Below are 11094 nucleotides of genomic sequence, written 5' to 3'. Positions count from 1 at the left end.
GCATGCTTGCCATCGCCTGGGCGCTGGTGGTGGCCCTGCTGCTCGCGCATAACGCCTACCTGTGGCTGGGCAAGCGCATCGCGCCTGAAACAGACATCCTGGCCCTGCTGCCGGTGCAGGAGCGCGACCCGGTGCTGCAGGCCTCGTTTACGCACATGGTCGACGCGGCGCAGCAGCGCCTGGTGGTGCTGGTCGGCGCGCCCGACTGGGCCGACGCCAGGCGCGCGGCAGATGCCTACAGCGCCGTGCTGGCGCGCCATGCGGGCCAGTTCCAGTCCACGCCGCTCGATGAGCAGACGCAGAACGACTGGCTGGCGCTGTTCCAGCAGCACCGCTTGACCTTGCTGACGGCGCCGCAGGAGACGCAGCTGCGCTGGGAAGCGCCCGCGTTCTGGCGCGATTCGGCGTTGAGTCAGCTCTACAGTCCTTTCGGCGGGCCGAAACTGGGCGCCTGGCAGGACGATCCCTTCGGCCTGTTCGGCGGCTGGGTGCAGGAGCGCGCACAGGAAACGCCCGTGCGTCCGCGCGACGGCCATTTGTTCGTCGCCGACGGCGAGCGCCAGTATGTGCTGCTGCCGATGACCCTCAACCTGCCCGCCTTTTCGCTGGGCGCGCAGGAAGGCGTGTTGCCTGCGCTGGCGCAAGCCGAAGCGGCGGCGCGGCAAGCCGTGCCCGGCGTGGAAATCATCAGCGCGGGCGTGATCCTGCATGCGGCGGCGGCCAGCAGCCAGGCGGCGGGCGAAATGTCGACCATCGGCCTGGGGTCCCTGGCCGGCATCATCCTGCTGACGTGGTTCACCTTCCGCTCGTTCAAGCCTATCTCGCTGATCCTGCTGTCGATCGGCATCGGCTGCCTGGGTGCCCTGTCCGTGTGCTGGCTGCTGTTTGGCAAAATACACCTGATGACATTGGTGTTTGGCGCCAGCCTGATCGGCGTGGCGCAGGACTACGGCATTTATTTCTTGTGCAACCGCCTGGGGGCCGATCCGGCGCTCGATTCGCGCACCTTGCTGCGCCGTTTGCTGCCGGGCCTGTGCCTGACCCTGCTGGCCGCCGTCATCGGCTACATGGGCCTGGCCCTGACGCCATTCCCCGGTTTGCGCCATATGGCCGTTTTTTCCGCCCTGGGCCTGGTGTTTGCCTGGCTGACGGTGGTGTTCTGGTTCCCCGCACTGGTCAAAGGCGGCGCCTTGAAGAGCGGCGCGCTGGTCAAACAGTATGGAGCGGCGCGCGCGCACTGGCCGCTGTTGCGGGCCAACCGCGCCACCCTGGCGGGTGGCGTGCTGTTTGCCCTGTTTGCGCTCTTCGGCATCAGCCGCCTGGGTGTCAACGACGATATCCGCTTGCTGCAAACGCCGCCCGCGCACCTGATACGCGACCAGATCAAATTGAGCAAATTGCTCGATGGGCCTACGCCGGTGCAGTTCTACCTGGTGCGTGGCGACAGCGCGGAAGCCGTGCTGCAGCGCGAGGAAGCGTTGAAACAGCGGCTGCTGCCGCTGATCGCGCAAAAGCACATCAGCGGCTACCAGGCCATGTCGAACTGGGTGCCGTCGCTGCAGACGCAGGCGGCGCGGCGCACGCTGCTCGACACCGCCATCCTGCAGCCGGGCGCCGCGCTCGACTTGCTGGCGCAGGCCGTTGACGAGGGCCCGGAATGGGCCGGCGCAGTGCGCGCGCAGCTGGCGCAGGCGGGTGCGCCGCTGTCGATCGACGCCTTCCTGAAGGTGCCGGCCAGCGAGCCATGGCGCCATCTATGGCTGGGTAAGGTAGAAGGCGGCTATGCCTCCATCGTTGCCCTGCGAGGCATGCAGTACGCGGCCATCCCGCTGCTGGCGCAGGCGGCCGACGGTCTGCCCGGCGTGCAGTGGGTCGACAAGGTGAGTGAAATTTCCTCGGTGCTGGGCCGCTACCGCGTCTACATGGGTGCGGTGGTGCTGGGCGCTTACCTGGTTGTATTTGGCTTGCTGCTGCCCCGCTACCGGCGCCGCACCTGGCGCGTCCTGGCGCCCACGGCGCTGGCCAGCGTGGCGGCCCTGGCCTTGCTGGGCTACCTGGGCATGCCGCTGCAGCTGTTCCACGTGCTGGCGCTGATGCTGCTGCTGGGCGTCGGCGTCGATTACGGCATCTTCATGCAGGAGCACCCTGGTCGCCGCAACGACACGCCATGGCTGGCCGTGGGCCTGTCGGCGGCGAATACGATTCTGTCTTTCGGCTTGCTGGCCTTGAGCAAGACGGCGGCATTGCAGGCGTTTGGCCTGACCATGCTGATCGGCACGGCGCTGGTGTGGCTGTTGTCGCCGTGCTTTGCCGAAGCCGATTCCCATCACCGTAGTACAAAGGCGGCCGATGCCGCAGGAGTGGCCTGATGGCTTTGCGATATACATCATCGATAGCGACGCTGATGCTGGCGGTACTGGCGGGCTGCGCCGGCGCGCCGCCCGCCGCGCCGGCGCGGCTGGGCCTGAAGCTGGCGCCGCAGGCGCTGGGCGCCAGCGTCAGCGTGCAGCAACATTTGATCGTGGAGCGGGCAGGGCGCATCGACGAACTCGATGCGGCGCTGGAAGTGGAGCCGTCGCACCTCGACCTGGTGGGGCTGGCCTTCGGCCAGCGCGTGCTGTCGCTGCATTACGACGGCAACGAAGTGAGTTCCTGGCGCCACCTGATGCTGCCGGCACAGGTGCGCGCCGAAGACGTACTGGAAGACATGCAACTGACCCTGTGGCCGCGCGCGGCCATCGAGCAGGCTTTGCCGTCTGGCTGGCGCATCGAGGACAGCGGCTTGCGCCGCACCCTGTTCCTGCATGACGAAGCGGTGACGGTGATCGATTACAGCGCGATGCCGCGCTGGAGCGGCACGGTGGTGCTCGACAACCTGCGCTACCGCTATCGCCTGACGATACAGAACGCCCCGGAAGGAAGCTGAATGGCTGGCTTGACTGCGTATTTGAATGACTGCGGCATCGTCTGCGCGCTGGGAGCCAGCCGCGCGGAAGTGCGCGCACGCCTGTTCGCCGCGCACAGCGGCGTGGTGCCCACCGGGTTGTACACGCCAGGGTGCGTGCTGCCGCTGGGCCTGGTCGACGTGGCCCTGCCCAGCGTGGAGCACCACGCCATCGCGGCGCGCAGCCGCAACAACCGGATGGCGCTGGCGGCGCTGGCGCAAATCCGCCCTGCCGTGGAACATGCCATCGCGCGCTATGGCGCGGACCGGGTAGCCGTGGTGATCGGTACGAGTACTTCGGGCATCGCCGAGACGGAAGATGCCATTGCCCGGCATGTAACGGACGGCGGTTTGCCGGACGCCTTTCACTATGGTCAGCAGGAGATGGCATCGCCGGCGCTGATGCTGGCCGAAGAGCTGGGCATCGATGGCCCGGCCCTCGTGCATTCGAGCGCCTGTTCGTCAAGCGCCAAGGCGATGGCCAGCGCGGCGCGCCTGCTGCGCATGGGCTTGTGCGACGCCGTACTGACGGGCGGCGTCGATACCCTGTGCGGCTTTACCGTGGCGGGATTCTCCGCACTGGCCTCCGTCAGCGCGCAACGCTGCAATCCTCTGGGTGCGGGGCGCGACGGCATCAATATCGGCGAGGGTGCGGCCCTGTTCCTGATGACGGCGGAACGTGCCGCCGTGGCCCTGCGTGGTTGGGGCGAGTCGTCCGACGGCCATCACATGTCGGCCCCCGATCCCGAAGGCGGCGGCGCGCGGCTGGCCATCGGCCAGGCCCTGGCGCGCGCTGGCATCACGGCGGCGCAGGTCGACTACGTGAATTTGCACGGCACGGCCACGCTGCAGAACGATGCGATGGAAGCGCACGTGGTGTCCGACCTGTTCGGCGGCACGGTGACGGCCAGTTCCACCAAGCCGCTGACTGGCCACGCGCTGGGCGCTGCGGCGGCCATCGAGGCGGCGCTGTGCTGGCTGGCGATGCAGGACGATAACGCCGAGGGCTTCTTGCCGCCGCACCTGTGGGACGGCGTGCCTGATGAATCCCTGCCGCCGCTGCGCCTGGCCTTGCCCGGCGCGCGTCTGGGGCGACCGCTGGCCTGGGCGCTGAGCAATTCGTTTGCCTTTGGCGGCTCAAATGCCGCCTTGCTGTTCGGGAGGGGAGCATGAATTTTCCGGATATCCGCGACCTTGTCCCGCATTCCGGCGCCATGGTGCTGCTTGACCGGGTGCTCTCGGCCGATGCTGAAAACCTGTGCGCCGAGGTGCGCATCCATGCCGGCAGTGTGTTTTATGACGCGTCGGCGGCCGGTGTCGGCAGCTGGGTCGGTATGGAATACATGGCGCAGGCGATCGCCGCGCATGCGGGCTATCGTGCCCGCCTGGCTGGCGCGCCCGTGAAGATCGGTTTCTTGCTGGGGGCGCGGCGCTACGAAGCGCAGGTGCCCCTGTTTGCCGCTGGCAGCGTGCTGCAGGTGCAGGTACAGCAAGCCTTGCAAGGCGAGAACGGACTGGGCGCTTTCGAGTGCCGTATCGAGAGGGCGGGCGTCGTGCTGGCGCAGGCGACGATCACGGTGTTTCAGCCCGAGGATGCAAAGCAATTTCTGCAGGAGAGTATGAATGGAGCGCAGCATGAGTAAAAGTGTGTTGGTGACGGGATCGTCGCGCGGCATCGGCAAGGCGATCGCCTTGCGCATGGCCCGCGATGGCTTTGACGTGGTGCTGCATTGCCGCAGCGCGCGCGCGGAAGCGGAAGCGGTGGCGCAGCAGGTGGCGGCGCTGGGACGCGCGGCGCGCGTGCTGCAGTTCGATATCGGCGATCGTGCCGCGGCAGCTGCCGCGCTGGAAGCGGACATCGCCGACCATGGCTGCTATTACGGGGTCGTGTGCAATGCCGGCGTGGCGCGCGACAATGCATTTCCCGCCATGTCAGGCGAGGATTGGGACATTGTCCTGCAAACCAATCTTGATGGTTTCTACAATGTGCTCAATCCGCTGGTCATGCCGATGGTTCAGCGGCGCAAGCCGGGGCGCATCGTCACCATGGCGTCTGTCTCGGGGCTGATCGGCAACCGGGGACAAGTCAATTACAGCGCCGCCAAGGCCGGCATCATCGGCGCCACCAAGGCGCTGGCGCTGGAACTGGCCAAGCGCGCCATCACGGTCAACTGCGTGGCGCCTGGCCTGATTGAAACGGACATGATCAGCGACGTGCCGCTCGACGAAGCGCTGAAGATGATTCCTGCGCGCCGCGTCGGCACGCCGGAAGAAGTGGCCGCCGCCGTCAGTTTCCTTGTCGGCGAGGAAGCGGGCTACATCACGCGCCAGGTCATTTCCGTCAATGGAGGCATGGCATGAGCCGCCGGGTCGCAGTGACCGGCATGGCCGGCATCAGCCCGATAGGCAACGACTGGCCGTCCATCCGCCAGCGCCTGGGAGCATACCGCAACGCCGTCGTGCGCATGGGGGAATGGGCCGATTACGAAGGCTTGAATACGCAGCTGGGGGCTCCGGCCGCGCCGTTCGCGCTGACGGAACGGTACAACCGCAAGGCCGTGCGCAGCATGGGCCGCATCGCGCTGATGGCGACGCGCGCCAGTGAACTGGCGCTGGAACACGCGGGCCTGGCCGGGCACCCGATGGTGACGAGCGGGCAGATGGGCATTTCCTTCGGCTCGTCGGCGGGCACGCCGAGCGCCATCGGCGACTTTGGCCGCATGATGGAAGAGCGCACCACCAAGGGCATCAACGCCACCACCTACATCAAGATGATGGCGCACACGGCGCCCGTCAACATCGGCGTGTTCTTTGGCGTCACGGGAAGAGTCATTACCACGTCGAGCGCCTGTACCTCGGGCAGCCAGGGCATCGGCTACGCCTACGAGGCGATCGCCGGCGGCAAGCAGCTGGCGATGATCGCCGGCGGCGCCGAGGAGCTGTGCGCCACCGAGGCGGCCGTCTTCGACACCCTGTTCGCCACCAGCACGCGCAATGACGACGGCCACACGACGCCGCGCCCTTTCGACGCCAGCCGCGATGGCCTGGTCATCGGCGAGGGCGCCGGCTGCCTGATCCTGGAAGAATTCGAGCACGCGCAGGCGCGCGGCGCCACCATCCATGCGGAACTGGTGGGCTTCGGCACGAACAGCGATGGCTGCCACGTGACCCAGCCCAACGCCGCGACCATGCGCCAGGCGATGCTGCTGGCGCTGGCCGACGCCGGCCTGCAGCCATCCGACATCGGTTACATCAACGCGCACGGCACCGGCACGCAGCAGGGCGATATTGCCGAATCGCAGGCCACGTTCGAAGTGTTTGGCGACCGTACGCCTATCAGTTCGCTGAAAAGTTACATGGGCCACACCCTGGGCGCCTGCGGCGCGCTGGAGGCGTGGATCAGCATCGAGATGATGCGCGAAGGCTGGTTTGCGCCGACCATCAACCTGCAGCAGGTGGACCCGCAATGCGCGCCGCTCGACTACATCGCCGGCGAAGGCCGGGCCATCGAATCCGAGTATGTGATGTCAAACAATTTTGCCTTTGGCGGCATCAACACGTCGCTGATTTTTAAACGCTACCGGCCGTGACGCCCGTTTGTGCCGGCGCAAACGGCAAGTGTGGCCCCTTTCGTACTATCTCTATCTAATCGAGGAAAACAGCATGAAAAAAATGATTATCCTGGCGGCAATGAGCGCAGTGCTGACGGTTGCCCTGCCGGCACAGGCAGGCGATACCAAACACATGATGTCGATCGCCAATGCGATGACCGCCAACGATGCCCAGGCGCGCCTGGGCGATACCGTCAAATTCTATTTTGGCGACCAGGCAACGCCGCCGATTGCTACGCGCATCAGCAGCGACAAGACGAGCCAGAAAACCAATGGCGTCGGCAAGTCGGCGGAAACCTCGTGCAACTGGGCCTTCCTGTCGGCCATGCTGGCGCTGCAAAAGCGCGCCCAGTCGGTGGGCGCCGATGCCGTCGTCAATATCGTCAGCAATTACAAGAACGTGGAAAATTCCAGCGCCACGGACTTCGAGTGCCACGAAGGCACCATGATGACGGGCGTGGCCTTGAAGGGGGAGTTCGTGAAGTTGAAAGCAGCGAAGTAAGCAGCGCAGTAGCGGTAAGCAAGAAGCAGCAGGAAGCACCAGGGTAGTCCTCCACATCGGTAAGCGGCGCAATCAGACGCAACGATTGCGTCAGGGAGCCATTTCAATAAAAAGTAGAAAGAGAATATGCAAAAAGTATCGAAAACGGTCATTCTGGCTGGCGCAGTGCTGGCCTTGACCATGTTGCAAGGCTGCGCTACGCGCATCAAGGCATCGTCGACGACCAATCCGCCGCCGAGCGAGGCTTTCTCGTCGTTTGGCCGCATTGAAGTCAAGCCGACGGTCTTTGCCGAAGGCTACAAGGGCAACCAGGCCGGCATGGCGAAGATCGACGAGAATATCCGCAAGGACCTGGCCGAATCGCTGACCAGCTGGAATGCCGCCCCGGCCAATGGCCGCGTGCTGATCATCGAGCCGATCGTCGAAGAAATCCAGTTCAAGAGCGGCGCCAAGCGTGTACTGCTGGGCCCACTGGCCGGCAGCTCGGGCGTGCGCATGCGCGTCATGATCCGCGACAACAAGGGCGCCCTGGTTGCGACGCCGGAGTTCTTCCAGCGTGCGGATGCGATGGCGGCCGGATTCACGTTTGGCGTGCACGATAACCTGATGCTGACCCGCATCGCCAACCTGACCAGTGCTTACATCAAGGCCAATTATGTACGTGCCGAAGGCGGCCCGACTGGCGCCGATAATAAAGCGGTCGAAGCAGCAATGACGAACTAAGACGGGCGCGGCGCGCAAGCGCTGGCAGGCCTGCTGATAGTGGCAGCGACGGGCAACCGCGCTGCCATTTTTTTGCCGCATGCATGCTGGCAATTTGTGGCAGACTGCGCCTTTGCCTATCCAGACCTTGTCATGCCATCAGCCTTGCCCAGTACCGGCGCCAGCATCTGGCTGCTCGATTCCCGCCGCATTGATCTCGCGCAGATCGGTCTCTATGAAGCCTGGCTGGGTGCAGCTGAAGCGACCCGATACGCGGGCTTTCTGCGGCCGCAGCGCCGGCGCCAGTTCCTGCTGGGGCGTGCTTTGCTGCGCGCAGCCATGGGGGACATGCTCCAGGTGGCGCCGGCCGCCATCGCGCTGGAAGAGCGGCCAGGCCAGGCGCCGCGGCTGCTGGCCCCCGCCGTAGCTGTCCATTTCAGCATCTCGCACAGCGGCCACTGGGTGGCCTGCGCGCTCAGTGGCGCGACGCAGCTGGGACTCGATATCGAACTGCAGGACCCGCGGCGCGACGTGCTGGCGCTGGCGCGCCAGGCGTTCGGCGCGGCCGTGGCGGCGGCGCTGGAACAGCTGCCGCCGCAAGAGCGCCGGGCGGCGTTTTACCGGCGCTGGAGCGAGGCGGAGGCGCGCTACAAGCTGGGCGTGGAGGCGGCCAGCTGCGTGGCGCTGGCGCATGCTGAACTGTCCATCGTGTTGTGCAGCGCGGCGCCGCTGGCGCAGCCGCCGCTCCTGATCCTGTCCGGTCTGGCGCCGGATTAGTTGCCGCGCACCACGATTTCCTGCGCCTTCGGTTCGCGCTGCCGCATGAAGCGCACGATGGAGTCGACGGTGACGACGTCGATCTGGCGCGTCATGCGGCGCTCGAACGGGTGGTCGTCGAAAGCGATATTGGCGCGGAACATGCGCGCGCCCAGGCGCGTGGCGGCCGGTATGCTCAGCGTTTGCGGCGCGTAGCTGGCGCTGCGCAGCCAGGCTTGCGCTTCGGCGCGCGTTTCGATCTTGCCTGGCTCGTTGCTGGCGGCGGCCAGGGTTTCCAGCACCCACTGGTTGGAGTTCTGGTACTTGGTGGAAAACGGGTAGGCCAGCATATTGTAGTTGGCCTCATGCAGGCGCTTGGGCGTGTTCGACGTCAGCAGGCGCGCCAGTTGCTGCTGCGTATCCTGGCCGGGAATCAGGATCAGCGTTTCATACATGAAGACATCATCCATGAAGAAATTGCCCAAGCCTTCGTTGTACAGCGACGATTGCGCCGTGCCGCATTCATTGAGTTCATGCACCACCAGCCAGCGGCCCTTCGGGTGGTCGCGCCAGGCCAGCGCCATGTGCGAATAGCGCAAATTGTACTTCGACAGGTCCTGCCCGGCGCGCGCCACCAGCGCCACCTGCGCGCCCGAGGCGTCGAGCGCCTGCAGGGTCTTTTGCGCCAGGTCCATCGATTTGACGAGGGTGGTCGCGTCCGTTGGCTTTTCCTCGCACGAGCGCCCCGCGTGGGCGGCGCCGGCCAGGACCAGGCTGATGACGATGACGGTCAGGCGTTTCATGGGGTTCACGCTTTCGAATGGTGGAGGATGGCGTTGCCGGCCGCATTCGGCACATAGGCGATGGCCTTGCCCGACAGCATCAGCATGTGGCCCGTCGAGACGGCCACTACATTGACCACCGTGCCGGCCGCCAGCGACAGGCCTTGCATGGCCTTCTGGCTCAGCTTGACGGAAGCCATGGCGGCCGAGGACGCGCCCCTGGCCGCGCTTTTCAGCACGAGGACGCTGCCGTCGGCCACGTCGTCGACTTTGTCGATGACGATTTCACCGGCGGCGGCCAGCGCCGACATGGAGCCGACGAGCACGATGGCCGAGGCCATGCTGGCATTGTCGGAGGCGTTGGTGGTGTCCGAATTGGCGGCCTGGCCTGTCAGGGTGGCGGCGCACAGCAGGGCGGTGGCGAGTAACTGTTTCATGGGTTTTCCGTTTTTCATTGGTGCTTATACTTTTGAGTGGTGCAGCAGGGCCTTGCCCAATTCGTTCGGGATGAAGGCGATGGCCTTGCCGGAAAGAACCAGCATATGGCCGGTGGAGAGCGCCACCACGTTGACCACGGTGCCGGCCGCCAGCGACAGGCCCTTGGCCGCTTGGGTGCTCATCTGGATGGACGCGCCGCCCGCTTCGGAGGCGCCCTTGAGCACGATGACGATGCCCTCGCCCGCTGTTTCCACGCTGGCGACGACCACCTGGCCGGAGGCGACCAGCATCGACATGGAGCCGGCGACGACGATGGCGGAACCCTGGCTGAGGTTTTGCGAGCCTTTCGACAGGTTCTCCGAGGCGGCGGCGTGGGCCAGGCCGGGGGCGGCCACGGAGAGCGTCAACAGCGACAGGGACAGGCAGAGGGGCAGCAGGCGTTTCATGTGTTTCTCCTTCAAGTGTGCCAAGTGGCAACGCCATCATTGTAGACTGTGGGCAATTGGTCAATGAAAACGCTACTCGTAGCGGGCAAGCGTACTGCGGGTAGCGTATTTCGCTACTTTTTTGCCGCTGGAACCGATGCTATTTTTATAAAGGAAGTGCATGCCGCAAACCCACGCCCTGATCGAGGCCCTGAAACGCCTGTTGAAGGCGCGCGCCGTTACGTATGCCGAATTGGCCCAGCGCATCGGCGTGTCCGAAGCCAGCGTCAAGCGGATGTTTTCGCAGAAGCAATTTACCCTGCAGCGCCTGGACCAGATCCTGGTGGCCGTGGGCAGCGACTTCCAGCAACTGGCGCTGGCCGTGCAGGCAGCACACGCGGCGCCCACGCTGATCACGGGCCTGACGTACGCGCAGGAAAAGGAAATCATCGAAGATACCCGCTTGTTCGTCGTGGCCGTATCCGCCCTGAATTTGCTGCCGCTGGAGCAGATCGTCGCCATCTATGACATCAGCGAGGCGCAAGCCGTCAAGTATCTGTTGCGCCTCGACAAGATCGGTTTTCTGGAACTGCTGCCGAATAACCGGGTCAAACTGCTGGTGGCGCGCACGTTTGCGTGGATACCGAACGGCCCGATTCATACCTACTTCAAAAAGGAGGCGTATGGCGACTACCTGAATTCGCAGTTCGATGGTGAGACGGAACTGCTGCGTTTGGTGAACGTGATGCTGTCGAAAAAATCCACGGCGGCCCTGCTGGAACGCCTGAAGCAGGTGGCAGTGGAGTTTTCGCAGCAGCACCAGGAAGATGCGCGCCTGCCCGGCGATGAACGCCTTGCCATCAGCTTCATGCTGGCGGCACGTCCCTGGATGCCGCAGACGTTCAAGGCCTTGCTGCGGCAGTGAGACAGGCAT

13 protein-coding genes are annotated in these 11094 nt (G+C 65.2%); 10 read left to right on the top strand and 3 right to left on the bottom strand.

Features of this window, described 5'->3' with window-relative positions; all coding sequences use genetic code 11:
- The first annotated feature begins 2 nt into the window (after nucleotides 1-2).
- The 9 genes from AC07VI_RS00350 to AC07VI_RS00310 all read left to right on the top strand — a co-directional run bounded on the left by AC07VI_RS00350 (nucleotide 3) and on the right by AC07VI_RS00310 (nucleotide 8536).
- Nucleotides 3-2369 (top strand): MMPL family transporter, encoded by a 2367-nt coding sequence (locus AC07VI_RS00350; protein WP_492996362.1) that lies wholly within the window; start codon nucleotides 3-5, stop codon nucleotides 2367-2369.
- Entirely contained in the window at nucleotides 2369-2926 is a 558-nt protein-coding gene (locus AC07VI_RS00345; RefSeq protein ID WP_492995286.1) for a DUF3261 domain-containing protein, read from the top strand. The genes AC07VI_RS00350 and AC07VI_RS00345 overlap by 1 nt, the downstream gene beginning before the upstream one ends.
- Nucleotides 2927-4117 (top strand): beta-ketoacyl-ACP synthase, encoded by a 1191-nt coding sequence (locus AC07VI_RS00340; RefSeq protein WP_492995284.1) that lies wholly within the window; start codon nucleotides 2927-2929, stop codon nucleotides 4115-4117.
- Nucleotides 4114-4587, top strand: coding sequence for a hotdog family protein (locus AC07VI_RS00335; protein WP_086144237.1), 474 nt, complete (start codon nucleotides 4114-4116; stop codon nucleotides 4585-4587). The genes AC07VI_RS00340 and AC07VI_RS00335 overlap by 4 nt, the downstream gene beginning before the upstream one ends.
- Nucleotides 4580-5305, top strand: coding sequence for a 3-oxoacyl-ACP reductase FabG (gene fabG / locus AC07VI_RS00330; RefSeq protein WP_492995281.1), 726 nt, complete (start codon nucleotides 4580-4582; stop codon nucleotides 5303-5305). Before AC07VI_RS00335 ends, fabG begins: the two co-directional genes overlap by 8 nt.
- The gene (locus AC07VI_RS00325; protein ID WP_086144156.1) at nucleotides 5302-6534 is read left to right on the top strand and encodes a beta-ketoacyl-ACP synthase; all 1233 of its coding nucleotides are present in this window, start codon (nucleotides 5302-5304) and stop codon (nucleotides 6532-6534) included. Before fabG ends, AC07VI_RS00325 begins: the two co-directional genes overlap by 4 nt.
- A 73-nt stretch (nucleotides 6535-6607) precedes the next feature.
- Nucleotides 6608-7057: an excinuclease ATPase subunit gene (locus AC07VI_RS00320; protein WP_086144157.1), complete on the top strand. Its 450-nt coding sequence runs from the start codon at nucleotides 6608-6610 to the stop codon at nucleotides 7055-7057.
- A gap of 126 nt (nucleotides 7058-7183) precedes the next feature.
- Nucleotides 7184-7780, top strand: coding sequence for a hypothetical protein (locus tag AC07VI_RS00315; protein WP_086144158.1), 597 nt, complete (start codon nucleotides 7184-7186; stop codon nucleotides 7778-7780).
- A gap of 132 nt (nucleotides 7781-7912) precedes the next feature.
- Nucleotides 7913-8536: a 4'-phosphopantetheinyl transferase family protein gene (locus tag AC07VI_RS00310; RefSeq protein ID WP_492995278.1), complete on the top strand. Its 624-nt coding sequence runs from the start codon at nucleotides 7913-7915 to the stop codon at nucleotides 8534-8536.
- Here AC07VI_RS00310 and AC07VI_RS00305 read toward each other — a convergent pair.
- The 3 genes from AC07VI_RS00305 to AC07VI_RS00295 are packed head-to-tail and all read right to left on the bottom strand — an operon-like array spanning nucleotide 8533 to nucleotide 10181.
- A complete protein-coding gene (locus AC07VI_RS00305; RefSeq protein WP_492995276.1) occupies nucleotides 8533-9318 on the bottom strand; it encodes a DUF2145 domain-containing protein in 786 nt (261 codons plus the stop codon). The genes AC07VI_RS00310 and AC07VI_RS00305 overlap by 4 nt on opposite strands.
- A 5-nt stretch (nucleotides 9319-9323) precedes the next feature.
- Nucleotides 9324-9734, bottom strand: a complete 411-nt coding sequence (locus AC07VI_RS00300) for a hypothetical protein (RefSeq protein WP_492995274.1) — start codon at nucleotides 9732-9734, stop codon at nucleotides 9324-9326.
- Between the two features lie 24 nt (nucleotides 9735-9758).
- Nucleotides 9759-10181, bottom strand: a complete 423-nt coding sequence (locus AC07VI_RS00295; protein ID WP_086144161.1) for a hypothetical protein — start codon at nucleotides 10179-10181, stop codon at nucleotides 9759-9761.
- A gap of 160 nt (nucleotides 10182-10341) precedes the next feature.
- On the opposite strand from AC07VI_RS00295, the gene AC07VI_RS00290 reads away from it, so the two are divergent.
- A complete protein-coding gene (locus AC07VI_RS00290) occupies nucleotides 10342-11085 on the top strand; it encodes a helix-turn-helix domain-containing protein (protein ID WP_226935346.1) in 744 nt (247 codons plus the stop codon).
- Nucleotides 11086-11094: the final 9 nt, after the last annotated feature.

It is taken from the genome of Janthinobacterium sp. GW821-FHT03A03 (genome assembly GCF_059421435.1).
Note: the sequence above shows the minus strand (reverse complement) of the source record. Positions and strands in the feature narration are given on the sequence as shown.

What these genes read in the sequence shown, in the direction of transcription:
- AC07VI_RS00310 (WP_492995278.1), top strand. Translation starts at nt 7,913, where the DNA reads ATGCCATCAGCCTTGCCCAGTACCGGCGCCAGCATCTGGCTGCTCGAT.
- AC07VI_RS00340 (WP_492995284.1), top strand. Translation starts at nt 2,927, where the DNA reads ATGGCTGGCTTGACTGCGTATTTGAATGACTGCGGCATCGTCTGCGCG.
- AC07VI_RS00325 (WP_086144156.1), top strand. Translation starts at nt 5,302, where the DNA reads ATGAGCCGCCGGGTCGCAGTGACCGGCATGGCCGGCATCAGCCCGATA.
- AC07VI_RS00335 (WP_086144237.1), top strand. Translation starts at nt 4,114, where the DNA reads ATGAATTTTCCGGATATCCGCGACCTTGTCCCGCATTCCGGCGCCATG.
- AC07VI_RS00320 (WP_086144157.1), top strand. Translation starts at nt 6,608, where the DNA reads ATGAAAAAAATGATTATCCTGGCGGCAATGAGCGCAGTGCTGACGGTT.
- AC07VI_RS00345 (WP_492995286.1), top strand. Translation starts at nt 2,369, where the DNA reads ATGGCTTTGCGATATACATCATCGATAGCGACGCTGATGCTGGCGGTA.
- AC07VI_RS00300 (WP_492995274.1), bottom strand. Translation starts at nt 9,734, where the DNA reads ATGAAACAGTTACTCGCCACCGCCCTGCTGTGCGCCGCCACCCTGACA.
- AC07VI_RS00290 (WP_226935346.1), top strand. Translation starts at nt 10,342, where the DNA reads ATGCCGCAAACCCACGCCCTGATCGAGGCCCTGAAACGCCTGTTGAAG.
- AC07VI_RS00295 (WP_086144161.1), bottom strand. Translation starts at nt 10,181, where the DNA reads ATGAAACGCCTGCTGCCCCTCTGCCTGTCCCTGTCGCTGTTGACGCTC.
- fabG (WP_492995281.1), top strand. Translation starts at nt 4,580, where the DNA reads ATGAGTAAAAGTGTGTTGGTGACGGGATCGTCGCGCGGCATCGGCAAG.
- AC07VI_RS00305 (WP_492995276.1), bottom strand. Translation starts at nt 9,318, where the DNA reads ATGAAACGCCTGACCGTCATCGTCATCAGCCTGGTCCTGGCCGGCGCC.
- AC07VI_RS00315 (WP_086144158.1), top strand. Translation starts at nt 7,184, where the DNA reads ATGCAAAAAGTATCGAAAACGGTCATTCTGGCTGGCGCAGTGCTGGCC.
- AC07VI_RS00350 (WP_492996362.1), top strand. Translation starts at nt 3, where the DNA reads ATGCTTGCCATCGCCTGGGCGCTGGTGGTGGCCCTGCTGCTCGCGCAT.